Raw genomic sequence first — 22,133 nt, 5'->3', positions numbered from 1 at the left:
GCTGCTGTTCGTGTGCACGCTGACACCGTGGCCCGAGAAGTGGACGCCACTGGTCGCCGTCGGCGAGCGGTCTCTTCGTCTAGTTTACGCGTGCTCCGGCCAAGCACCCGCGAGGAACACAGCGAGTGCGCGTTCGAGGGCCTCGATGTCGGCGATCGCGGCCAGCTCGCGGGCCGAGTGCATGGAGAGGATGGGGATGCCGACGTCGACGGTCGAGATGCCAAGCTCGGTGGACGCGATCGGGCCGATCGTCGAACCGCACGGAAGCGAGTTGCTCGACACGAAGGCCTGCACGGCCACGCCGGCGTTCTGACAGACGCCGGTCCAGAGTGCGCTCCCGCGCGCATCCGTCGCGTAGCGCTGGTTCGCGTTCAGCTTGAGGAGGGTCCCTCGGCCCGCGATGGGCCGGGTCTCGTCGTCGTGCTTCTCCGGGTAGTTCGGGTGCACGCTGTGGCCCAGGTCGCTCGAGACGAGCCATGACGCGGCGAGCGCGCGACGCTGCTGGGCAGGTCCCGCACCGAGGCCCTCCTGGATGCGAGCGAGCACGTCGCCGAGGAACGGGCCGGCCGCGCCTGAACGGCTCGCGGAACCCACCTCTTCGTGGTCGAAGGCCGCGATGACGGGGATCACGCCACTCGGCACAGTCTCGACGAGTGCCGTCGTCGCGGCGTGGACGCTGACGAGGTTGTCGAGGCGAGCCCCGGCGAACAGCGCCTCGCCGTGTCCGAAGAGCTGGGCGTCCTGGGCATCTGCGAGGAAGAGGTCGAAGCCCGTGATCGAATCCGGGTCGACCCCGGCGTCGGATGCGAGCGCCGCCACGACGCCTCCCGCCGCCTCGAGACCGAGGACGGGGTGGGTGTGGCGCTGCGGGTCGAGGACGAGTCCGCGCTCGTTGACGCCACGGTCGAGATGGATCGCAAGCTGCGGGATGCGCGCGATGGGTCCTGAGGCGGCGAGCACGGTGGTGCCGTCAGCGAGGGCGAGACGGCCCGCGACGCGCAGCTCGCGGTCGAGCCAGGAGTTCAGCAGTGGCCCGCCGTAGACCTCGACCTCGAGGCGCTGCCAGCCCTGCGATGTCGACTCCGGGTTCGGCTTGAGCTTGAACCCAGGCGAGTCGGTGTGCGCTCCGACGATCGCGAACGGCGTGATCGGCGACGTGGACTCCGGCACTCGCCACGCGATGACCGCTCCGTCGCGGACGACGACGTAGCCGCCGGCCTCCTGCGGCCACTCATCGCGCTCGTCGAGTGACGTGAAGCCGGCATCCTCGAGCCGCCGTGCGACCTCAGCTGCCGCGTGGTAGGAGGAGGGGGCTTCGCGGATGAAGGCCGCGAGGGAATCGCTGACCTGCTTGCTCCTGGCTGCCTTGCTCGGACGGCGTCTCGCCATGTTCTGCTCCTGGTTCTCTGTCGAATCGGTCGGTGCGTGGCGTCGTTCAGCCGGCGTGCTCGGCGACCCGGTCGAGGAAGTACCTGTGGAACCGGGTCTCGCCGTTCATCTCGGGGTGGAACGACGTCCCGAGGAGGTTGCCCTGCGCGACGGCGACCACTCGACCGTCCGGGAGTGCCGCCATGACGCGGGCGCGGCTCCCGACGGCATCCACGACGGGGCCGCGGATGAAGGTGGCGTGCACGGCCGGCTCGCCCAGCTCCGGAACCTCGATGTGCGTCTCGAACGACTGGTTCTGCGAGCCGAAGGCGTTCCGTCGCACCGACACATCGAGGCCGCCGAAGCTCTGCTGCCCCCTGATCGCGTCGACGACGGTGTCGGCGAGCATGATCAGGCCGGCGCATGTGCCGAAGACCGGCATCCCTGCTGCGATTCGATCCTGGATGGGCTGGGCGATGTCGAAGATCCGAGACAGCTTGTCGATGACACTCGATTCGCCTCCGGGGATCACGAGCCCCGAGACCGCGTCGAGCTGCGCCGGGGTCCGCACGAGCACCACCTCGGCGCAGAGGTCCGTGAGCACCTGCTGGTGCTCACGGACGTCGCCCTGCAGGGCGAGGACGCCGACTACGGGAGTCGCCAACGCCTCGCTACCAGCCGCGTTCAGCGAGACGGTGCGGGGCCGCGAGGTCGGAGACGTTGATGCCGACCATGGCCTCGCCGAGTCCGCGCGATGCGGCAGCGATCACAGCAGGGTCGTCGAACGCGGTGGTCGCCTTCACGATGGCGGCGGCGCGCTGGGCCGGGTTGCCCGACTTGAAGATGCCGGAGCCGACGAAGACACCGTCTGCGCCGAGCTGCATCATCATCGCGGCGTCGGCCGGGGTCGCGACGCCACCCGCGGTGAAGAGCACGACGGGCAGCTTGCCGGTCTCGGCGATCTCGCGCACGAGCTCGTAGGGAGCCTGGAGCTCCTTCGCGGCGACGTAGAGTTCGTCGCGGGTCATGGACGTGAGGGCGGCGACCTCCCCGCGGATCTTGCGGATGTGCTTGGTCGCCTCCGATACGTCGCCCGTGCCGGCCTCGCCCTTCGAGCGAATCATGGCGGCGCCCTCGTTGATACGTCGCAGCGCCTCACCGAGGTTCGTGGCGCCGCAGACGAACGGCGTCGTGAACTGCCACTTGTCGATGTGGTTGACGTAGTCGGCGGGGCTCAGCACCTCGGACTCGTCGATGTAGTCGACGTCGAGCGCCTGCAGCACCTGCGCCTCGACGAAGTGCCCGATGCGAGCCTTCGCCATGACGGGGATGGAGACCTCGGCGATGATGCTCTCGATGAGGTCGGGGTCGCTCATGCGGGCGACGCCGCCCTGCGCGCGGATGTCGGCCGGGACGCGCTCGAGGGCCATGACGGCGACAGCGCCGGCATCTTCGGCGATGCGCGCCTGCTCTGCGGTGACGACGTCCATGATCACGCCGCCCTTGAGCATCTCCGCGAGGCCGCGCTTGACCCGGTTGGAGCCTACGGTCCCGTCGGCGGCGACGAGGGGGGCAGTGCTTTCGCTCATGATGTCCTTACTTTCCGCGTGCAGAGAGTGCATGGCGGTTCGGAGGTGAATTGGCTCAAGTGTAGACGCGCGTGCGTCCCGGCTTGATTGGGCGACTGCCCAATCAAATCGCGGTTGATCAGGCCTTCGGCCAGGCGTCGGCGAGGGCCTGGCGGGTCTCGCCGAGCAGCGTTGGGAACGCCTTCGTCTTCGCGATGATCGGGAAGAAGTTGGCGTCGAACTGCCAGCGAGGCACGATGTGCTGATGCAGGTGCCCGGCGATGCCAGCTCCGGCCAGACGACCCTGGTTCATCCCGATGTTGAAGCCGTCGACGTTCGAGACGGCGCGGAGCACACGCATCGCGGTCTGCGTCAGATGCGCGATCTCGAGCACCTCGGCCTCGGAGGCCTCGTCGTACATCGCTACGTGCCGGTACGGGCACACGAGCAGGTGACCGGAGTTGTACGGATAGAGGTTCATGACCACGAACGCGTGCTCGCCCCGGGCCACGATGAGCGACTTCTCGTCGTCCATCGTGGGCCCGACGCAGAACGGGCAGGCATCCTGAGCGGGGTCCTGACCATCCTGGATGTACGCCATCCGGTGCGGCGTCCAGAGCCGCTGGAAGGAGTCGGGCACCCCGGCGAAGTCAGCCGAGCGCTCGATGTCGAGGCCGTCGAGCTCGCCTTCGGGGAACCCGAGCGCGCTCATGCCAGGTCTTCTGCCGTGTTCACGAGCAGGTGCTCGTCGACGGCGCCGCGGACGAGGCGGATCGCGTCCTCGATCGGAACGCCGTTGCGCTGGGTTCCATCGCGGAAGCGGAAGGAGACCGTCTTCGCGGCGCGGTCGTCCTCGCCGGCGATGAGCTGGAACGGCACCTTCGCCTTCGTGTGGTTACGGATCTTCTTCGGCATGCGATCGTCGGACGCGTCGAGCTCGGCTCGCACGCCGTGGGATCGCAGCTCGTCGACAATGCCCTGGAGGTAGTCGCCGTACTGCTCCGCAACCGGGATGGCGACGAGTTGCACGGGCGACAGCCAGACCGGGAAGGCACCGGCGTAATGCTCGACGAGCACGCCGAAGAAGCGCTCGATCGAGCCGAAGAGGGCTCGGTGGATCATGACGGGACGCTGGCGCGTGCCATCCGGAGCCGCGTACTCCATGTCGAAGAGCTCTGGCAGGTTGAAGTCGAGCTGGATGGTCGACATCTGCCAGGTGCGGCCGATCGCGTCGCGCGCCTGCACGGAGATCTTCGGACCGTAGAACGCGGCTCCGCCCGGATCGGGGACCAGGTCGAGACCGGACTCGGTGGCGACCTCCTCGAGCGTGCGCGTCGCCTCCTCCCACGTTGCGTCGTCGCCGACGAACTTCTCGGGGTTCTTCGTCGACAGCTCGAGGTAGAAGTCGTCGAGGCCGTAGTCCTTGAGCAGCGAGAGCACGAACTTGAGGGTGCGGGTCAGCTCGTCCCGCATCTGGTCGCGTGTGCAGTAGATGTGGGCATCGTCCTGGGTGAAGCCGCGTGCGCGGGTCAGGCCGTGCACGACGCCGGACTTCTCCATGCGGTAGACCGTGCCGAACTCGAACATCCGCAGTGGCAGCTCACGGTAGGAGTGCGCGCCCTGGTTGTAGATCAGGTTGTGCATCGGGCAGTTCATGGGCTTCAGGTAGTAGTCCTGGCCCTGCTTGGTGACGTTGCCCGCCTCGTCCACTTCCTCGTCGATGCGCATCGGCGGATACATGCCGTCTCGGTACCAGTCGAGGTGCCCGGAGATCTCGTAGAGACGCCCCTTCGTGATGTGCGGGGTCGAGACGAAGCTGTACCCCTCCTGCACGTGGCGCTTTCGCGAGTGCTCTTCCATCTCGAGCTTGATGATCCCGCCCCTGGGATGGAACACCGGCAGCCCGGATCCGAGCTCGTCCGGGAAGCTGAACAGGTCGAGCTCGCGGCCGAGGCGACGGTGGTCGCGCTTCATGGCCTCCTCGATGCGCTCCTTGTAGGCCCGCAGCTCGTCCTTCGTCGGCCAGGCCGTTCCGTAGATGCGCTGGAGCTGCGGGTTCTTCTCGGACCCGCGCCAGTAGGCGGCCGCAGAGCGAAGGATCGAGAAGCCATTGCTGAGCATTCGGGTCGAGGGGATGTGTGGCCCCCGGCAGAGGTCCTTCCAGTAGACCTCTCCCGTCTTCGCGTCGACGTTGTCGTAGATGGTGAGCTCACCAGCGCCCACCTCGACCGACTCGTTGTCGGCGTTCGCGCCGCTGCCCTTGAGCCCGATCAGCTCGAGCTTGTAGGGCTCGTCGGCGAGTTCGGCCCGTGCCTCATCGTCAGTCACAACCCGACGCACGAAGCGCTGCCCCTGTCGCTGGATGCGCTGGGCTTCCTTCTCGATGGCCTTGAGGTCTTCCGGCGTGAACGGGGTCTCGACGTCGAAGTCGTAGTAGAAGCCGTCGGTGATGGGCGGTCCGATGCCGAGCCGCGCATCCGGGTTGATCTTCTGCACGGCCTGCGCGATGACGTGCGCGGCCGAGTGGCGGAGGATGTTGAGTCCGTCGGCGCTGTCGATCGTCACCGGTTCCGCGATCGCCCCGTCCGGCACCACGGTGGCGAGGTCGACGAGCACACCGTCGAGCTTCATCGCGACGACGGAGCGGTCTGTGAAGAGCTCGAATCCGGTGGTCGTCGCGCCGCCGTTCTCGTGCGGGCGGGTTTCGGTCTCGAGGTCAACGGGATCGCTGGTCACGATGCTCCTTGTCGTTAGGCATGAACAAGCGACCACTTTATCGCGCGACTGCCTCCACACGACGCACGGAACCCGCTCCCTGAGGAGCGGGACGCCTAGTTCTTCCGACGCCCCTCGCGGGGCGTGAACGTGCCGATGTCCTCGGGCGCGTCAGAATCGGAGGGTGTCGCCGAGGGACGGGGGCCTCCACTTGCCGACTTCGCGTCACCGGCGCCGGCTGAGGCCTTGGCTTCCGACTCGGCCTTGCCATCCTTGCCGAGCGTGTCGACCAGGCTGTTCAGGGCCAGGAGCGCCAGGCGGATCTTCTGGTGGTGTCGGCCCTCGGTCTTGACGTCGAGCTTCTCGGCGAGCTTCACCGCCTGATTCTTGATGACGCTCTCTCGTCCGGTCACGACCTTCTTCAGGCCCGTGTGGACGGCCTGGACGCGCGCGCCAGAGTTTGCAGACTCCCGCATCCGCTCACCCCTCGCTGAACCCGTGGTGTCGCCTGCGCCGCTGCCCGTCGAAGCCATGATTCCTCCAAGTGCGCCGACCGGCGCGATCCGTGATTGCATCAAGATACGCGCAATCGCGATACATCGCGTGTGAAGACGCTGGGTGACGACTCGCACAGATACACAGCCAACAAGGCAGCTCCTCCCGCTAGCCTGAAGTCAGCGATCGGCGCACTGCCTTTGGCGAACGAAACAACCAAAGGTTGCCGACCGAGGGGATCCTCACATTACGACTTCATCTTCTGCGCTCCCCCAGGGCATCGGCCGGATCCGTACCACCAAGCCCCGCACCCCGGGAGCGAAATCCGTCACGCAGAGCTACAGCGCCGTGTCGAAGGTCATCCGCGAGATGGGCCTCCTCAAGCGCACTCGCTGGTTCTACGGGATGCTGGCCGCTGGTCTCCTCCTCGCACTGGGCGGAGCGATCACCGGGTTCATCCTGCTCGGCGACAGCTGGTTCCAGCTGCTCATCGCTGCCGCCCTCGGCGTCATCTTCACGCAGTTCGCCTTCATCGCCCACGAGGCGTCGCACCGACAGGTGCTCGAGTCCGGCCCGGGCAATGACCGCCTCGGTCGTTTCCTCGCTGCTGGTGTCGTCGGCATGAGCTACAGCTGGTGGATGACGAAGCACACGAAGCACCACGTGAACCCGAACAAGATGGGCAAAGACCCTGACATCGACTTCGACACGATCTCCTTCACGGAGGAGGACGCTCGGAAGCAGACCGGCCTCCTCGCACTGATCACGCGGAAGCAGGGCTACCTGTTCTTCCCGCTGCTCACCTTCGAGGGCTACAACCTGCACTTCCGCTCGATCAAGTCGCTCTTCACTCGCCAGCCCATCAAGGGACGCTGGATGGAGTTCACGATGATCACGGTCCGCTTCGCGATCTACCTCGGAGCCATCTTCTGGCTGCTCCCCCTCGGCATGGCGTTCGCCTTCATCGCCGTGCAGATGGCCGTCTTCGGCGTCTACATGGGCGCATCGTTCGCCCCGAACCACAAGGGCATGCCGATCATCCCGGCCGACGTGAAGATGGACTTCTTCAGCAAGCAGGTCCTCACCTCGCGGAACGTGAGCGGCGGCTGGTGGGCGAGCGCGCTCATGGGCGGCCTCAACTACCAGGTCGAGCACCACCTCTTCCCGAGCATGCCGCGCCCGCACCTCGCCAGGGCTCGCGAGATCATTCGCGAGCACTGCCAGAACCTCGAGGTCCCGTACACCGAGACGACGCTCATCAAGTCGTACGGCATCGTGATCGACTACCTCAACAGGGTCGGCCTCCAGGCTCGCGACCCCTTCGACTGCCCGCTGGTCAATCAGTTCCGCCGCGTCTGATCTGACGCGTGCGCAAAGGCCCACCCGGTTCATCCGGGTGGGCCTTTCTGCGTGTTGCCTGCGTCTCCCGGAGAGAGCTATTCGTAAATCTACGAATAGCTGGTACGGTCGAAGCATGAGCATCCACTTCCAAGCACAGATGCCTTCCGGCTGGAAGGCCACAAGCGCCATCCGAGTCCTGCGATTTCCCGGCGGCGAGATGACCCTCGTCGTCCCCGCGGATCTCGAAGAGAAGCCCGCCTACGCGACCGTCACGGGCGCCGATCCGAGCGACCTCATCACCCTTGGGCTCTGGGCCGACTACGCGCGTCGGCTCGGACAGCGGGCAGTCGCGGTCCTCCCCTATCTTCCGGCGGCTCGTGCCGACCGGGGCGTCCCCTTCGGGGCGAAGGTCTACGCCGAGCTGATCAACAGCTTCGGGCTCGATCAGGTGATCGTCTTCGACCCCCACTCCTCGGTCGCTCCCGGCCTGATCGACAACGTCAAGATCGTCGGCTCGGCGCCCTACGTGCGGCGAGCGACGATCGGACGCGTCGGAGCCGCGCACGACTACGTCGGCGTCATCGCACCGGATGCAGGTGCCGTCGGCCGAGCACAGGCCGCTGCGTCCGCACTGCACCTCCCGCTCTTCCGCGCCGAGAAGCACCGTGACTTCGAGACCGGGAAGCTCTCCGGCTTCAGCTGCGAGGCTCTCCCCCGCCACGGGCGCCTCCTCGTGGTCGACGACATCTGCGACGGAGGCGGCACCTTCAGGGGCTTGGCAGAGGCCACTGGACTGCCCAAGGAGCGCCTGACGCTCTTCGTGAGCCACGGGGTTTTCTCGGGCGACGCCCCCGCTCTCAGACAGCACTTCGGCGAGATCATCACCACCGACTCGCACCCCGGCTCCGCACGCGAGGGCGTCGCGACCAAAGTGCTCTCGATCCGGAACATCCTCGCCCCCTACGTCGAGTACTGAGTCGCGGCAGACGCGACCTCGACGCTACAAGCTCCCCCGAAAGGAAAGACCATGGACTACACACCTGTTGCTCCCCTCTTCCAGACCGATGCCTACAAGCTCGGCCACCTCCAGCAGTACGGCCTCGCCGGCGACGTCACCGGCGTCTACTCCAACTACACCAACCGCGGTTCCCGCATCCCGGACATCGGCGCGGTCGTGCACTTCGGACTCCAGGCGTTCCTCGAGCGATACGCGGATAGCTTCCGCGTCTTCTTCGAGGCCGACGAGGATCGGGTCTGCCAGGCCTACGAGGCTCGTCTCGCGAGCATCCTCGGGCCGAACACGATCGGCAGCGCCCACATCCGCGCGCTGCACCGCCTCGGCTTCCTCCCCCTGCGGTTCTGTGCCGTGCCGGAGGGCACAGCAGTGCCGCTCCGCGTTCCGAGCTTCACGATCGAGAACACGCACCCCGACTTCTTCTGGCTCACCAACTACATCGAGACGGTGCTGAGCGCGGAGATCTGGCAGGCATCGACGACCGCGACGATCGCCAAGGCGATGCGCGAGACGCTCGAGACCGCGGCGAGGAGAACAGGGACGCCCCTGGCTGCTGTCGACTGGCAGGGGCACGACTTCTCCTACCGAGGGATGTCCTCCAACGAGACCGCCGCGATGAGCGGCGCCGCGCACCTGCTCAGCTTCACAGGCACCGACTCACTCGTCTCCATCGACTGGATCGAGCGTCACTACGGCGGAGCGTTCGTCGCTGGCAGCGTACCAGCCACGGAGCACTCGGTCATGTGCGCGGGTATCGCGACGGTCGGCGAGCGTGAGCTCTTCGAGGGGCTGCTCGGCCTCTACCCGAGCGGCATCGTCTCCGTCGTCTCCGACACCTTCGATCTCTGGCGAGTGCTCACCGAGTACCTGCCGGCGCTCCGAGAAGAGGTGCTCGCCCGGGACGGGAAGCTGGTCATCCGGCCAGACTCCGGGAACCCCGTCGACATCCTCTGTGGAGTGGAGGAGGGAGACCCAGACGCTGGCGCGGCTGAGCGGAAGGGCGTCATCGAACTACTCTGGGACACGTTCGGCGGAACCGTGAACGAGGCCGGCTACAAAGAGCTCGACCCACACATCGGGGCCATCTACGGTGACTCCATCACCCGCGAGCGGGCGGTGCTGATCACCGAGCGGCTGGCCGCGAAGGGCTTCGCTTCTGGCAACGTCGTCTTCGGCATGGGAAGCTTCGGGTACCAGTACCAGACCAGGGACACGTTCATGTCGGCGATCAAGGCGACGTGGATCCAGGTCGATGGTCGCGGCGTCGACATCCGGAAGGACCCTGTGACGGACAGCGGAACGAAGAAGAGCGCGACTGGCCGCCTGGCGGTGGTGACGGACGCCGACGGCCGCATGCGTCTGATCGAGCGGGCCACGCCTGCCGAGGAGGCGGAGTCCCTGCTGCAGCCCATCTGGGAGGACGGCGCCTTCGTGCGGCGGCAGACGTTCCCGGAGGTTCGGGCGGTGCTCGCGAAGCAGACGGTGCTGCGTTGACCGAGTCCTACGACCAGCCGCTCGTCGCGATGGATGCACTCGCTGTGCGCTATCGCGACGAGCGGCTGGAGTTCGGCGTCGCGGTGCGCGAGAACGCGCCGCACGCCGGGGTGGAGGCCATCCCCGGCGTCCTGCTGCTGTCCGGGGAGCACGGGGCTGGCCCCGTGCTGCGTGCACTGCGGACGAAGGCTGGGATACCGGACGATGATGTGCGGCTGACGCGCCAGCTCGGCTGGTTCGACGGCACGATGCGCGACCCACGCAGCGCCACGATCTCGCTCGCCAGCCTCGTCTTCCTGTGCGCGGAGGCGCGCGACGGGCTGCTGCGCTGGCATCCGCTCGACAGCGTGCCCCACCTCCCCTTCGACCACGCGCAGATCGTCGAGGCGGCTCGTGTGCGCCTCGGTGAGGTCGTCTGGCGCGACTGGGCCGTCACCCGAGCCCTGCTCGGCGAGAAGTTCACGTCGGGGATGGCTCTGGCGCTCGGGGCGGCGCTCGATGCTGAGCCCTTCGACCGACCGAACTTCCGCCGGTGGCTGGAGGGGACGGGGGTCGTGCGTGTCACCACCAACACCACTGGGGTGAAGATCCGAGGTCGGACGACGGTCTGGGAGTGGAAGGACTGAGGTTCGGCCGCGCTCGAGGGGCCGTCGGGGACGAAGCGATGACCGCGACCCGAATCGCTTCACGCGGACTGAACCACCGTGGTCACGATCATGCGCGTGTCGAGGGCGGCGAGGCCGCCTTCTCGAAGACCCAGATGGCTTTCGTCTCCGGGAACCACGGGGTGCCGTCCTGCTCGAGTACGGACCAGGCGGCCAGGTGCTGTCGGTACCCCGGCTGCACCCAGGCCTCCCGGTGCACCAGCCGCAGTCCGGCACCAAGCGCTTCGACGGCGTCGACGAGCTCGTCCAGCTCGAACTGACAGTACTGCTCCTGTGTCTCGCGCGGCAACGACTCGGCGCCCCAGTTCACGGTCAGCAGCGCCTCAGCCACCACGCGAGCTGAGCCGACGAAGCGGTGCTGGCCGAGGCTCTCGAGGCGCCTCAGCTCGGGGAGCGGAACGCGCTCCAAGTAGGCGCTGAGGAGCTCGTCGCCATCGTGGCCGGGGGTGACGAGCGTCGTCAGGCGATCCGGTCGAGCGGGTGTCACGAAGTCACGGATGACGAGGACGCCGCCCGGGCTGAGCGCCTTCGCGATGATCGTGAGGTTCGCCATGACGGCCTGACGCCCGTTCTCCGGCCCGTTCGGGCCGTACGACGCGATCTCGTGCAGGACCGAGCTCATCACGATGCCGTCCAGGTCACGCAGACCGAGCACCTCCAGTTGGTCCGCGGAGCCTGAGCGCACCGTGATGCCGGGCATCTGCTCGAGATGCGCGATCGCATCGGCGGAGTCGTCGAGTGCGATGGTCTCTTCGATGTCAGGGAGCACTGCGATTCTCGCCGCGAGCTCTCCTCCCCCGGCACCGATGTCGAGGACCCGACCGCCGCGCAGCCAGTCCGTGAGCTGAGTTTTCTCGTCAAGGGCGGCAGCCATGCGGCGGAAGTAGCGTTCCTCGAGTTCGGGGCGGGCAGTGCTGGTGCCGGCCGCCGAGAGCACCCGGGTCTCTGCGTGTTCGGGATTCGTCACGGGCCTCACGCCTTCCGATCAGGACTTCGACGAGACACGAAGAAGGCCCCTGATTTCTCAGGGGCCTTCTCCTCAATGGTGGGCGATACTGGGATCGAACCAGTGACCTCTTCCGTGTCAGGGAAGCGCGCTACCGCTGCGCCAATCGCCCATTGCGAGGTGACGACGGGATTCGAACCCGTGTGGACGGCTTTGCAGGCCGCTGCCTCGCCTCTCGGCCACGTCACCGTGTTGTGGGTTGAAACCCGTGCAAACTCCTTCTGGCGTTTACCACCAGACTGAGTCACACTCGAGCGGATGACGAGATTCGAACTCGCGACCCTCACCTTGGCAAGGTGATGCGCTACCACTGCGCCACATCCGCATCGCGCTTGTCTCGGGAACTTCCGTTCCGGCTTGACCAGCGCGAGAATGACTCTATAGGAACTCGGGCCGCGATACAAAATCCACCGGTGTAATTCGAGGAAAGACCTGGTCAGAGCGGCAGGTCGCGATCGCGAACACAGAGCGATGCCCACTCTCGCACTGCCTGCACGACGGGGCGAACGTCGTCGTGAGGCGTCACGAGCTTGCCGTGCGGGTCAGAGCCTGCGGGAGTGGCGACACGAAACCCCCTTGCGCACGTGGTGATCATCCACAGCCCGAATCTGTGGCATGATTAGTCCTCGTCGCGGGTGATTGGCGCAGTTGGTAGCGCGCTTCCTTCACACGGAAGAGGTCGTGGGTTCGAGTCCCGCATCACCCACTAGGAAAAGCCCCGATCTGACGCCCTAACGTCAGATCGGGGCTTTTCTCTTGCTTGGGTAGTTGGCGCAGAGTTGGCGCTAACCTGTTTTGTGCTCAGCCCGCGAGCTCGTTCCGCACTCGGTCGGACGCGCTCTCGATGCGCTCGGAGAGTTCACTGTCGGGGGCCCGTGGCACACTCCCGCGCATGAACGAACTAGCCGTACAGGTCACCGCCAAGTCGCCCTCGAGTCGCTGGTGCTGCGGTGCGAGACGGCCCGGGAGCGGGTGGACTCGAAGTGGACGAAGCGCATCGTGTGTTGGCGCCCGGTGGTGACGAGGCCTGTCGATGGCATGTCGTGGCTCCTGTGGGGTGACTCTCCCCCGGTGCGGGACGTCGACGGCGACACGTACGAGCCGATCTTGTTCGAACCGCTCGAGGTGTTCGACGCGTGGCTCGAGATGCTGCAGTGGGTGACCGAGGGTGGCGTGCGCGCCGAGGTGCGCCAGGCGCTTGAGGTCGGGACGATGAGCGAGAAGGAGTGGGCGATATCTCACGGCAACGCGCAGATCCGCGGGACCGTCATCCTCGAGGGCGACGCCCTCGCCGCGCAGAGCCTCGCGTCTGAGCTCTCGGTCGCGCTGCTCTGCATGGATCAGCGGGCCAGGAAGAAGAAAGTGTGGTGAGTTCTGCATGACGTGGCTGTCTTCCCAGTCGCGTGGTCGCATCAGTAGTCTGGCTCCATCCCCCGGCTCTCTCATCGGAGACATATGAAGAAACTTCTGGCTTTCCTTTGCGCTTGCACCGCGGTGCTGCTCTTTGCGACAACTGCAGCCGCCGCCCCTGGAGTCTTGGCGAACGAGTACAACGAGTTTGACGTCGGGCCGGAACTCTTGAGCGCCGAGATCGTAACGCCGACGACAGTAGGAGGCGGTGACACCGTCCGCATCAACTGGAGTGTGCGCAGCACCCGTGACATCGCATACAGCGCGGTCGACCTCGCGAACGGCACGGTCTTCTCTCCGGAAACCAGGAAAATCCTCGGACACTACGACATGGAGATTACGGGGCGCGAAGGGGACATCGTTTTCGGCACCACGTCCTTTTCCCCCAACGGACCGGAGTGGGCGCCTGGTGAATGGCGCGTGCAAGGCCTGGGCTTCTTCGACGAGTTGGGCGTGCACGGGGGTGCGGACGAGGCATACAGCCCAGTTATCCAAGCTCTTCCGAAGCTCCAAATCGACGTGGGCACAGACGGCGACCAAGAAGCACCAGAGCTCATCGACCTGCAAGTGGACGCACCGGCAGAGGTACGTCAGAGCGACGTCATTTGGTTCAACTGGACGATGCGCGAGTCCAGCCGCGTCAAGTCTCTGCTGCTGACTATCACCGGCCCGGATGGCCGGTCGTACACGGCTGAGGGCTTCGACATGCTGACTGCGACCAGGGAAGGCGATCGTGTCTCGGGAGCACTGCACCTCACAGTGAACAACTTCACGTGGGCGCTCGGCGAGTATCGAGTTACCCAGCTCACCACATGGGACGAACACGAGAACCGACTCATCCAGGCCACGCCAGCTGACAACGCCGCACTGGCCTCCGCCGCGGCGTTCACGGTTGTCGATTCCGGAGGACCAGACGTCACGGCTCCAGAACTGCTCTCAGCAGGATTCGAGCAGTCCACGGTTCGCATGGGTGACGAACCGGATATCAACTGGACCATCCGGGATGAGAGCGACATGGACGATGTCAGGTTCTACCTCAAAAACTACCGGGGGACGATCTACACCATGCGTGGGGACGGTGGCGACCGCCTGGGCGAAGTTCTTACCGGCGCGTCCGGAGCATGGCTGACTGTCACCCCCTACGAAGAGGACATACCCAAGTGGGGAGGAGGTGTCTACGAAGTTGTGGGCGCCGAGCTCGTCGACGACTACGGCAATGTGACCACACTGACGTCCGATCATCCGATCATCTCAGGCCTGCCAGACATGACCGTCCTGCCCCGCGACGCCCCAATCCCGTCCCGAACGCCCTCCCCGACCATCACCGCCACCCCCTCGCCAACAGCAACCGAGACCCCGACAGCAAGCTCCACACCGACAGAGACACCAACGGGTGTTCCTTCGCCGACGACGCCGGACCCCACCGGTTCGGCCGCACCGTCCCCCACGGAGACCGCAGTCTCGACAGCGTCACCGACAGTCACCGACTCCCCCACGAGCACGATCACCGCATCACCGACTCCGATTGGGACGACAAGCGCACCGCTTCCCCCCATACCAGCCTCTTCGACCGCTACCGCTGAAAGCGACCCATCTGCACCTTCCATGTCAGCCGCATCAGCCCCCGCGGGACACCCCACCCCACCACACAGCGAACAACCTCACGCGCTTGCATCCACCGGGACAGACACGCTTGCCCCCCTGGGCCTCCTCACGAGCTCGCTGCTCGCCCTCGGTGTCACGCTTCTCCTCGCTCGAAAGCGCGCGGCCAAACCGTAGCGCCGGCCAAGCCAAAACTCAGCTCAACGACGAAACACGCCCCTCCCGCGCAGCGTCACCCTGGGTGTCCAGGGTCGCTACCGCGAGAGGGGCGGAGTCGTGCTCAGCGGGGTCAGGCGGCGTGCTTGCCGCCGACCTTCTGCAAGGCGGTGCTGGTGCCGGTCGGCTTCCAGATGCCGTAGTGCATCCCGACGGCGATGAGGAACGTCGGGAGCGCCAGCAGGAGGCCCGTGCCGATGTCGTATATACCCCCTGCCTGCCACGCGGAGATCGCCTCGGCGAGCAACGCCGTGAGGAGCGAGAGTCCGACCAGGAGCCACGCCTTCGTGCTTGACGAGGTGACTCGGGTCGTGACGAGGCCGACGAGCAGCGGCAGGACGACGGCGAGCACGAGCTGGCCGACGAGGATTGGGTCGAGCGTGAACGCGACCTGCGGCGCTCCGGCAGCTGCGGTGACCTCGGCGGCCTGCGCGAACGGTGCGAGCATCGCGGCGAGCACGAGGGTCGCGAAGATGAGCGCGAAGGCCAGGACGAAGCGGGCGGCGCGGGCGCGCGCGGTCAGCGACTCCCGGTCGGGGGTGCGGATGAGGGACATGTGGGTTACTCCTTCGAGAGCGGGCCCATATGCAGGGCCGAGGATGGGTAGGGCGGGATGGCTGATGCAGGCACGCCCGCGTCGATCGCGATGCGCCGCACCTCCGACGCGTGCTCTTGAGAGATGCGGCGGGCGGTGCGCTCCTGGTTGCGGGCATGCTCGACGCGGTCAAGAGCGGCCTCTGCGAGCGTGACCTTCGCTTCGGCGTCCTTGACCTGCTCGTGAGCTCGGTCGATCTCTCCCCGGAGAGCGGCGTCCTTGCCGGTGAAGCGCGCCCAGATGCGCTTCCCGAACGCGAGGCCCGTGGAGGATGCGAGGAACGCGAAGATGCCCGCGACGATTGCCTTGGTGAGTTCAGTGTCCACACGGCGCCTTCCGCCTGTGCCCGCGCGGGGCGTACGTGTGCTTGCGGATCGCGACCCAGCGGAACCAGTACGCAGACAGGGCAATGAAGATCACCGACAGCTGAGTCAGCCTGGACGCGCCGGGCGGTGCGGAGGCGTGGAGGCTGCCGACGACGAACGCGTACACGAAGAGCCCGCCGACCGCGGCGATGGAGAGCGCGATCTTCTCGAGCCACATGTGCGGCGTGAACATGGTGCCGAGCCCAATGAGCCCGCCGCCGATCATGCACGCCGCCCAGATCGTCGCGAGCGTCGACCCGATCGCCCCCTCGATAGTCGTCGGTGGGAAGGCGTACGTGACGACGCCCATGACGACCGTCGCCACGTACGCGAAGAGCACGGGCTGCCATGTCGCGTCCGGGTCGGTGAGCAGCTGCCAGACGCGGAGCACGTGGCGACGAGTCATCACGGTCAGCTCGCGATGCCGAGCTTCTTGGCGAGCGCCTGGATCTCCTTGCCGGTGGAGGAGTCATCCTTGGTACCCGCGTTCACGTTCGACCAGATGCCGTAGAACTCCGGGAAGGGCAGCACGACGACCGGCTTGCTGATCTTCTCGAGGCCCGCAATGGTGTACTTCGCGGTCGCGTGGGGCAGGTCGACGATCTTGCGCACGTAGGTGGGCGTGATGAGGGCGTGGCCGAAGTCGGCGACAAAGACGGGGTACATGGTCTCCTCCTGGAGGGGTTTGGGTGCTGCGGGTGTGGCGGTGGCGGGGTCGCCACCGGCCTGGTACTCGAGGGCCATCGCGACGAGCCGGTCGAGGTTGATGCCGCCCGGGCAGGCGGTCGAGTAGGAAGCGCCGTAGCGCGTGTAGAGCTCCCGGTGCCCGATGACGGTGTCGCGGTTGAGGGGGAAGCCGTACCGGGTGGAGCAGTCCGCGATGAGGCGGGCGAGCGACTGGCAGGAGGTTTCGGAGATGGGCCACCCGGACGCGTCGCCCGTCGCTGAGTTGCAGGTCTCGACGGTGATCGCGCGGCCGTCCCATGCGGCGGACCCGGAGGTCCACGCTCGCTTCTCTTCGGGCACGACTCCGAGAATCTGCTCGTCCTTGATGACGTAATTCGAGGAGACCTGGCGGGAGCCGGTGCTCATCATGGAGAGCACGGCGGACAGCGACGCGGTCGCTGCGTGATGGACGATGAACCGATCGACGCGAGCCGATCGATTCGAGAATTGGCCACCGTTGCCGGACGTGCCGGTGGCAGTGTTGGAGAACGTCATGCAGTGCCTCCTGGGGCATGAGGGAGGCCCTGCGCGGTGCGCGCAGGGCCTCGGAGCTCGGGAACGGATGTGGCGAGACGATCAGGCCACGGGAGTGACCTGCTTCCAGACGCCGCCTGGGATAGCGACTAGCAGCATCGACTGGCCAGGTGTCAGCGATTTGCCTGTGTTGCCGATCAGAGCTCGCCGGGCAGCAGTTGATGTGTCGTGCGAGATCGACACGGTGTTCGAGGACCCGTAGTGGATGATCGCGAGCCGTTGCCCGTCGAACTGTGGAGCGGGAAGACCAGCCAGGGATCCGTTGCCGCCGCTTGGGTCGATGAGTGCTGTCAGGTCCGACTTCATGCTTCGACCCAGTGGAGCTAGAGCACCCGCAGACGCCATCGACGTAGTCCCCAACAGCACGCCAGCGGATGACCTCGAGTTCGCTTCTGACGACCAGTCGAGGTAGCTGTTCGATGTCGGTGCATTCGCAATGATGAGGTCGGGTGCCTGAGTCATTGACTGCTCGCGGACACGGACGAGGTCATTCCCGGCCGAGCTGATGTAGGCGGCGACACGGCTCGGAGTGGACGCGGGGTGCCGGTACTTGGCGGGCCCGGACTCGAACACAGAGAACCAAGTGGTGTTGAGCTCGATGACGCTGAGCGCCGCACCTGAGACGTTGAGGGAGAAGTCGTGCTCGATTGCGCCGTCGATGGAGATGCGGCTGTTTCGCATCGTCATCGAACACCCACCGCCGATCATGTCCGAGGCTGCCGAGAACCGGTAGTTCATGAGCCGGACCGAGGCATTTCTGAGAAGTAGTCCGCGTCGTCGCGTGTTCCGAGTCGTGAAACCATCGACCACAAACCATTTGTCCTGTCGTTGCTCCGCCAAGGGGTGCCCTGGAGGACGCAGCATGAACTCGAAGTCGGTCAGGCAGTTATCGCTCTCCCAGTTCATGATGGTCGAGTCGTACGTCTCACCGCCGACTGTCTGCTCGAACGCGCGGCCGCCGACGGTGCAGAACGAAGCGCGGGCATTGACAAGTCGCCCCATGCGTCCGCGTAGCTGGAACCCGAAATAGGAATCGCGCGCTGAGCAGCCGTGGAACTCAGCGCCGTAGGAAGCGTGGTGCGTGTCGAAGGGCGCGGCGCTGGAACCCTGGCCGGTGCTGTCGATGATCTTGGCAAACATCGTGGCACCGTAGGCGTGCGTGTTCACCGAGTTCGCCGCTATGGCTGACGTGTCGTCGGTGTAGAGATGCCGGAGGTTCCGGCCGTGCGCATTGAGGATGCGGGTGTAGGCGGACGCCTTGTCAACGATGCCGTAGGAGAAGTTGCTGTCCCCCGGGTTGTCGATGCCGTAGTCGATGTTCACGTTCTCGAACGTAGACCGGTAGCAACCCTCGTTTGTAATCATGGCGCTGGGCGCCGCCCGCACGTTGAGCCCGTCAAGCCTCGCGTTCACGAGGTTGCGCAAGATGACCGAGTTACGAGGTGATTTGCTCGACATGATCGCTTCGGAGAACGTCAGCTTGCCGCACTTCATGGAGATCTCGATTGACTCGTCGAGCTTGCAGAGGCGCACGTTGTCCGTGAACGAATCGATGAGGGTGCCGATGACGCGGATGCTCGAACCAGAAACGCTGTGGAACACGAGGAACTCGCCGACACGGGCTTGGTTCGTGCCAGGAGCTGGACCAGGTTCTGAGCCTGGGATCACGTTGTTCGCGATGACCTTGATGACGTCACCGCGCTGCCATTCTGCAGCGATGCTCACGTCGGCCACTTCGAATGCTGTGCCCGGGACGACGAGATCGTTTTCCATCGTGAGGTTTACGACGGTGTGGGAGATCACCGCGTGCTGCTCCGGAGTTTTCGCGACGAAGGTGAAGGGCGCCTGAGTGGAGTCGGAGATGATCTCAGCACCCGACCAGTCAAAGGACAAGCTCGTGAGCGAGTCGTCGGGTGCGCGGTTCATGATCGAAGCTGTACCCCCGATGTAGTACTTCCCTCCGGGAAGATGAAGGGTAGAGCCCTTCGGGGTGTCACGAATCGCCTGCTGAAGCGCAGCGCGACTGTCGCCAACGCCAGTCGGGTCGAGGCCGGGGTAACGAGCAGTCGTCGCCCAAACGTCAGAGACGTAATCTTCAACGCTGCCGCTTGCCGCGACGCTGCTCGATTCCGGAGGCGTGGACTGGATTTTCGAGCTTTCAGCCTGTGCTTCTGGGGTTGTTGTGTTCTCGGTCATGATGGGCCTTTCCTAGTGGACTGTTCGCATCCGAGGGGCGTGTGACTCTCGTGAAGTTCGTACTTATGTACGAGAAAAGACTCGCGCTGGCCACCGACATTGGTGACTTCAGGCCCCTCGGTTCGCGCTCGTCCCAGGCGTGTCACGGCGTGTCGAACATGGATAACTGACAGGGGGCAGGCGCTGCCAAGGTCGGGGTCCGCGATTCAGTCCCGGGGCATGTGGAAGGCCCCGCACGGTAAGTGCAGGGCCGAGGGTGTGAGGTGGGGCTAGGGCAGGTCGACGGGGTCTCCGCCGCCGTCGAGGAACGTCTGCTTGAGCGCAGCGATCTGCGCGGGGATCGCGGCGAGGTTCGCGCGCCGCTCCTGCTCCGTTTGAACGGCCACGCGAGCCGCTTCGAGCTCTTCGTCCGTGAGGTTCGTGTAGTCCATGGGCTTCCTCAGGTCGGCCCGATCGCACCAGGGAGTGGCGCTGCCGGGTATGCGGATGGGCTGGCGGGGAAGTTCTTGAACTCGCGGAGGCGCCTGGTCGCGCTGACAGTGCGCAGCGTCCAGTACGAGCCGTACGCGTCAACTCGGATGCCCGCCCCTCCGGCGACCGCTCCCCCGGCTTGGGCGAAGATCATGCCGGGGTAGACGGACCCGATGCGGAACCCCTCGGGAATGTCGAAGCGGATTTCGACGGTGCCGGAGGCGATGCCTCCGAACACGAGGTCGTCCAAGCCGAAGCGCACGACGTCGTTGATGCGGCGGACCATCATGCGCCCCGAGGTGACGAATCCGGGGTTGGTGGCGAGGTGCGTGGCGAACGCGGTCGGCGTGATGATCCGCCACTCCGTGTCCGCGGACAGCACGCGCCATCCCGTATTGCCGGTGCCGGTGCGCTTAATCCACGAGGATGCGCCAGCGGTTGCGGCGGTGTCCGTGTACCGCTGACCGACCGTGCCGACGACGGCGCCCTCGGGTGAACCGGTTCCCGGCGCGAGGTCCAGGCCGCTGCCTGCGGGTGCACGGAATACACCGTCGCCGTGCAGGACCGTCGACGCAGAAGCGGTGCCCGTGCCGAGCTGTGCCGGCGTCGCGCGCCCGTCCATGTCCGAGAACGCATGCCGATGGGTGAGCGGAGCTCTGCCAGCGATCGCGGCTGCCTGGGCCACGCTGACGGGCTTCTGAGCATCTCTGGTGTTGTCGACGCTGCCGAGCCCCACGAGAGTCGCGTTGAGGCCCACGAGCGATGCAGCGTCGCGCCTGTGCCCGACCGACGATGCGCCGACGTCGCCCGCGGTGAGTACGACGTCGCCAGTCTTGGTGTTCACGGACTTCACGGCGCCCCCACCGAATGGCTGCGTCATGCTCGCGGTGTACGCCGGCTGCGGCTGAACCTCGGCTTTGTACTCGGTCACGGGGTGCCTTCCTTCGTGACGTCGTCGCGGACGCGGAACGTGCCTTCGATCCAGGTCGTCGGCTCGACGTCGTCAGCTCGCGTCGCCTCGGCGTCGTACGAGCCGGTGACGCTCTCGGACGACCCGAGGAGCTCGCGAGTCTGCGCGCCCGTCAGGGTGATCTCGAGGACACCTTGGGCGAGCCGCTCAGTGCCGATCTGAGCGGCGATGACCTTCGTCCCGGCCTTCCACCAGCACCGCCAGCCAGTCTACTCCGAGAGGTCGACCGCGGCCCCCTCCACGGTGGTGACAGGGATGGTGATCGGGTCCACGCGGTCACCCGCGAGGAGCACGACCGTTTCGGATACGACAGCGCGAGCCATGAGGCCTCCAAATCAGGGTGCGCCCACCGGAGGGGGCGCGAAGGTCACGAGAGTTCTGCAAGCTGAGTAAGCCGGAAGCGTGAGGAGAAGGGCGGTTGGTGATCTTCGCGAACTTCCGGATGCGACGGTGGCCATATGCTTCGCTCGTGACCAAGCACGTGCCACCCACAGTCGTGAACCTCGGCAAGGCGTTCGCTGCCACGGTCGGATTCATCGGCAGCGTCTACGCGATCGTTGAAGGCTGGGGCACGGAAACGCTGAGCATCACCCTCGTCGTCTCGGGCGTGGTCGGCCTCATCATCACGTCGACCATCCTGGTGAAGCCCGCATGGCAGGCCTTCAAGAGGTACCGTTTCCGATTGCGCGCCGCGCTCCACCGCAGACGGTTCCACCGACGCGAACACCTGCTGCGCGGCGCCGTGACCGACTGGTCCGCGCTAGCACGCATCAGCGAATCGGGCGACTGCCACTACTGGGTCATGCATTTTTCCTGGGCAACCGGAGACCCGGAAGTTCATCGAATCGTCGCGTATCAACGCGGTCAAGTTCAGTGGGAAGCGCACTCTGCCGAGTCACGAGTTCTGGGGTCGGCATTCGAGCCCTTGAACATCCCGGACCGTCTGATGATCACCTGGCGCGACGCGAATGGGTGGAATTGCACGTTCATCGACGGAGCGGTCCCCGCGCAGAAAGCCGCGATGGCTCTGCCTCTGGCAGAACGACGTCCGATCGAGCTCGTCTGACTCGTCCAGGTTGGCCAATGTTGGGTGCTGCTCCCGGTAGTGCTCAGCGACGTCCCTCGCAACACGAATGCTCTGGCGCAGACACGCCCGGCGGTCTACTCTGATCGCGACGAAAAGAGATTCACATGACCGGCACCGCCCTCTTGGCCCGCATTCGCTCCGCCTTCGCAGGCGCAGACGACACGAAGTGCCGCGCCAGCGTTGACGCCGGCACTCGCACCTGCGGGAAGCAGACGGACCCCGTCGCGGCGCGCAGCGCTGGGCATGCAGGGTTCTGCTCCCACGAATGCGCCATCGAGGACCTTGACAACTCCC

The 22,133-nt window shown here is 65.9% G+C and carries 21 protein-coding genes and 4 tRNA genes; 8 read left to right on the top strand and 17 right to left on the bottom strand.

Annotation, left to right across the window (positions count from 1 at the left end):
- Positions 1–84: 84 nt before the first annotated feature.
- From C5E07_RS05940 to C5E07_RS05915, 6 genes are all read right to left on the bottom strand, one after another.
- Positions 85–1,389 (bottom strand): M18 family aminopeptidase, encoded by a 1,305-nt coding sequence (locus C5E07_RS05940; RefSeq protein ID WP_104298768.1) that lies wholly within the window; start codon positions 1,387–1,389, stop codon positions 85–87.
- A 46-nt stretch (positions 1,390–1,435) separates the two neighbouring features.
- The gene (pdxT, locus tag C5E07_RS05935) at positions 1,436–2,032 is read right to left on the bottom strand and encodes a pyridoxal 5'-phosphate synthase glutaminase subunit PdxT (RefSeq protein ID WP_104298767.1); all 597 of its coding nucleotides are present in this window, start codon (positions 2,030–2,032) and stop codon (positions 1,436–1,438) included.
- 7 nt (positions 2,033–2,039) lie between these two features.
- A complete protein-coding gene (pdxS, locus tag C5E07_RS05930) occupies positions 2,040–2,957 on the bottom strand; it encodes a pyridoxal 5'-phosphate synthase lyase subunit PdxS (protein WP_104241300.1) in 918 nt (305 codons plus the stop codon).
- 118 nt (positions 2,958–3,075) lie between these two features.
- A complete protein-coding gene (locus C5E07_RS05925; RefSeq protein WP_104298766.1) occupies positions 3,076–3,648 on the bottom strand; it encodes an HIT domain-containing protein in 573 nt (190 codons plus the stop codon).
- Entirely contained in the window at positions 3,645–5,567 is a 1,923-nt protein-coding gene (gene thrS / locus C5E07_RS05920; RefSeq protein WP_104298815.1) for a threonine--tRNA ligase, read from the bottom strand. The genes C5E07_RS05925 and thrS overlap by 4 nt, the downstream gene beginning before the upstream one ends.
- A gap of 200 nt (positions 5,568–5,767) precedes the next feature.
- Positions 5,768–6,184 carry a hypothetical protein gene (locus C5E07_RS05915; protein WP_104308677.1) on the bottom strand — a complete coding sequence of 139 codons (417 nt, stop codon included), beginning with the start codon at positions 6,182–6,184 and terminating at the stop codon, positions 5,768–5,770.
- Between the two features lie 241 nt (positions 6,185–6,425).
- On the opposite strand from C5E07_RS05915, the gene C5E07_RS05910 reads away from it, so the two are divergent.
- From C5E07_RS05910 to C5E07_RS05895, 4 genes are all read left to right on the top strand, one after another.
- Positions 6,426–7,505, top strand: a complete 1,080-nt coding sequence (locus C5E07_RS05910) for an acyl-CoA desaturase (RefSeq protein ID WP_258063790.1) — start codon at positions 6,426–6,428, stop codon at positions 7,503–7,505.
- 115 nt (positions 7,506–7,620) lie between these two features.
- The gene (locus C5E07_RS05905) at positions 7,621–8,463 is read left to right on the top strand and encodes a phosphoribosyltransferase family protein (RefSeq protein ID WP_104298764.1); all 843 of its coding nucleotides are present in this window, start codon (positions 7,621–7,623) and stop codon (positions 8,461–8,463) included.
- Positions 8,464–8,514: 51 nt separating this feature from the next.
- Positions 8,515–9,996: a nicotinate phosphoribosyltransferase gene (locus C5E07_RS05900; protein ID WP_104298763.1), complete on the top strand. Its 1,482-nt coding sequence runs from the start codon at positions 8,515–8,517 to the stop codon at positions 9,994–9,996.
- Positions 9,993–10,622 carry an NUDIX hydrolase gene (locus tag C5E07_RS05895; protein WP_104298762.1) on the top strand — a complete coding sequence of 210 codons (630 nt, stop codon included), beginning with the start codon at positions 9,993–9,995 and terminating at the stop codon, positions 10,620–10,622. The genes C5E07_RS05900 and C5E07_RS05895 overlap by 4 nt, the downstream gene beginning before the upstream one ends.
- Before the next feature lie 88 nt (positions 10,623–10,710).
- Here C5E07_RS05895 and C5E07_RS05890 read toward each other — a convergent pair whose 3' ends face one another.
- The 4 genes from C5E07_RS05890 to C5E07_RS05875 form a co-directional block, all read right to left on the bottom strand.
- Positions 10,711–11,628: a methyltransferase domain-containing protein gene (locus C5E07_RS05890; protein ID WP_146080530.1), complete on the bottom strand. Its 918-nt coding sequence runs from the start codon at positions 11,626–11,628 to the stop codon at positions 10,711–10,713.
- A gap of 76 nt (positions 11,629–11,704) precedes the next feature.
- Positions 11,705–11,779, bottom strand: a tRNA-Val gene (locus C5E07_RS05885).
- A 6-nt stretch (positions 11,780–11,785) separates the two neighbouring features.
- Positions 11,786–11,856, bottom strand: a tRNA-Cys gene (locus C5E07_RS05880).
- A 64-nt stretch (positions 11,857–11,920) separates the two neighbouring features.
- Positions 11,921–11,992: transfer RNA gene (locus C5E07_RS05875), tRNA-Gly, on the bottom strand.
- Positions 11,993–12,300: 308 nt separating this feature from the next.
- Here C5E07_RS05875 and C5E07_RS05870 point away from each other — a divergent pair.
- From C5E07_RS05870 to C5E07_RS05860, 3 genes are all read left to right on the top strand, one after another.
- Positions 12,301–12,373: transfer RNA gene (locus C5E07_RS05870), tRNA-Val, on the top strand.
- Between the two features lie 311 nt (positions 12,374–12,684).
- Entirely contained in the window at positions 12,685–13,038 is a 354-nt protein-coding gene (locus C5E07_RS05865) for a hypothetical protein (protein WP_146080529.1), read from the top strand.
- Between the two features lie 84 nt (positions 13,039–13,122).
- The gene (locus C5E07_RS05860) at positions 13,123–14,856 is read left to right on the top strand and encodes a hypothetical protein (protein ID WP_104298760.1); all 1,734 of its coding nucleotides are present in this window, start codon (positions 13,123–13,125) and stop codon (positions 14,854–14,856) included.
- A gap of 112 nt (positions 14,857–14,968) precedes the next feature.
- Here the strand turns inward: C5E07_RS05860 and C5E07_RS05855 are convergent, their stop codons facing one another.
- From C5E07_RS05855 to C5E07_RS05830, 7 genes are all read right to left on the bottom strand, one after another.
- Positions 14,969–15,451: a hypothetical protein gene (locus C5E07_RS05855; protein WP_258063124.1), complete on the bottom strand. Its 483-nt coding sequence runs from the start codon at positions 15,449–15,451 to the stop codon at positions 14,969–14,971.
- A gap of 5 nt (positions 15,452–15,456) precedes the next feature.
- Positions 15,457–15,816: a hypothetical protein gene (locus C5E07_RS05850; RefSeq protein ID WP_104298759.1), complete on the bottom strand. Its 360-nt coding sequence runs from the start codon at positions 15,814–15,816 to the stop codon at positions 15,457–15,459.
- Positions 15,806–16,261, bottom strand: coding sequence for a hypothetical protein (locus C5E07_RS05845; RefSeq protein WP_146080528.1), 456 nt, complete (start codon positions 16,259–16,261; stop codon positions 15,806–15,808). Before C5E07_RS05845 ends, C5E07_RS05850 begins: the two co-directional genes overlap by 11 nt.
- A 5-nt stretch (positions 16,262–16,266) precedes the next feature.
- On the bottom strand, positions 16,267–17,076 hold the full coding sequence (locus C5E07_RS05840; RefSeq protein ID WP_104241311.1) for an N-acetylmuramoyl-L-alanine amidase: 810 nt from the start codon (positions 17,074–17,076) through the stop codon (positions 16,267–16,269).
- Positions 17,077–17,157: 81 nt separating this feature from the next.
- Complete coding sequence (locus C5E07_RS05835; protein ID WP_146080527.1) at positions 17,158–19,311, bottom strand: hypothetical protein; 2,154 nt, start codon at positions 19,309–19,311, stop codon at positions 17,158–17,160.
- Between the two features lie 269 nt (positions 19,312–19,580).
- On the bottom strand, positions 19,581–19,742 hold the full coding sequence (locus C5E07_RS19450) for a hypothetical protein (protein ID WP_181057834.1): 162 nt from the start codon (positions 19,740–19,742) through the stop codon (positions 19,581–19,583).
- An 8-nt stretch (positions 19,743–19,750) separates the two neighbouring features.
- Positions 19,751–20,713 (bottom strand): hypothetical protein, encoded by a 963-nt coding sequence (locus tag C5E07_RS05830; RefSeq protein WP_104298758.1) that lies wholly within the window; start codon positions 20,711–20,713, stop codon positions 19,751–19,753.
- 508 nt (positions 20,714–21,221) lie between these two features.
- Here C5E07_RS05830 and C5E07_RS05825 point away from each other — a divergent pair.
- On the top strand, positions 21,222–21,818 hold the full coding sequence (locus C5E07_RS05825; protein ID WP_146080526.1) for a hypothetical protein: 597 nt from the start codon (positions 21,222–21,224) through the stop codon (positions 21,816–21,818).
- The last annotated feature ends 315 nt before the right edge of the window (positions 21,819–22,133 follow it).

This window comes from Pseudoclavibacter sp. RFBJ3 (assembly GCF_002931375.1).
Lineage (GTDB): Bacteria > Actinomycetota > Actinomycetes > Actinomycetales > Microbacteriaceae > Pseudoclavibacter.
The sequence above is the reverse complement of the archived record's forward strand: the minus strand, read 5'-3'. Positions and strand labels throughout refer to the sequence as shown.

Excerpts from the sequence above, each read along its gene's own strand:
- C5E07_RS05845 (WP_146080528.1), bottom strand. The coding sequence starts at position 16,261 with ATGACTCGTCGCCACGTGCTCCGCGTCTGGCAGCTGCTCACCGACCCG.
- C5E07_RS05860 (WP_104298760.1), top strand. The coding sequence starts at position 13,123 with ATGAAGAAACTTCTGGCTTTCCTTTGCGCTTGCACCGCGGTGCTGCTC.
- C5E07_RS19450 (WP_181057834.1), bottom strand. The coding sequence starts at position 19,742 with ATGGACTACACGAACCTCACGGACGAAGAGCTCGAAGCGGCTCGCGTG.
- pdxS (WP_104241300.1), bottom strand. The coding sequence starts at position 2,957 with ATGAGCGAAAGCACTGCCCCCCTCGTCGCCGCCGACGGGACCGTAGGC.
- C5E07_RS05925 (WP_104298766.1), bottom strand. The coding sequence starts at position 3,648 with ATGAGCGCGCTCGGGTTCCCCGAAGGCGAGCTCGACGGCCTCGACATC.
- C5E07_RS05900 (WP_104298763.1), top strand. The coding sequence starts at position 8,515 with ATGGACTACACACCTGTTGCTCCCCTCTTCCAGACCGATGCCTACAAG.
- C5E07_RS05905 (WP_104298764.1), top strand. The coding sequence starts at position 7,621 with ATGAGCATCCACTTCCAAGCACAGATGCCTTCCGGCTGGAAGGCCACA.
- C5E07_RS05915 (WP_104308677.1), bottom strand. The coding sequence starts at position 6,184 with ATGGCTTCGACGGGCAGCGGCGCAGGCGACACCACGGGTTCAGCGAGG.
- thrS (WP_104298815.1), bottom strand. The coding sequence starts at position 5,567 with ATGAAGCTCGACGGTGTGCTCGTCGACCTCGCCACCGTGGTGCCGGAC.
- C5E07_RS05840 (WP_104241311.1), bottom strand. The coding sequence starts at position 17,076 with ATGACGTTCTCCAACACTGCCACCGGCACGTCCGGCAACGGTGGCCAA.
- C5E07_RS05940 (WP_104298768.1), bottom strand. The coding sequence starts at position 1,389 with ATGGCGAGACGCCGTCCGAGCAAGGCAGCCAGGAGCAAGCAGGTCAGC.
- C5E07_RS05855 (WP_258063124.1), bottom strand. The coding sequence starts at position 15,451 with ATGTCCCTCATCCGCACCCCCGACCGGGAGTCGCTGACCGCGCGCGCC.
- C5E07_RS05835 (WP_146080527.1), bottom strand. The coding sequence starts at position 19,311 with ATGACCGAGAACACAACAACCCCAGAAGCACAGGCTGAAAGCTCGAAA.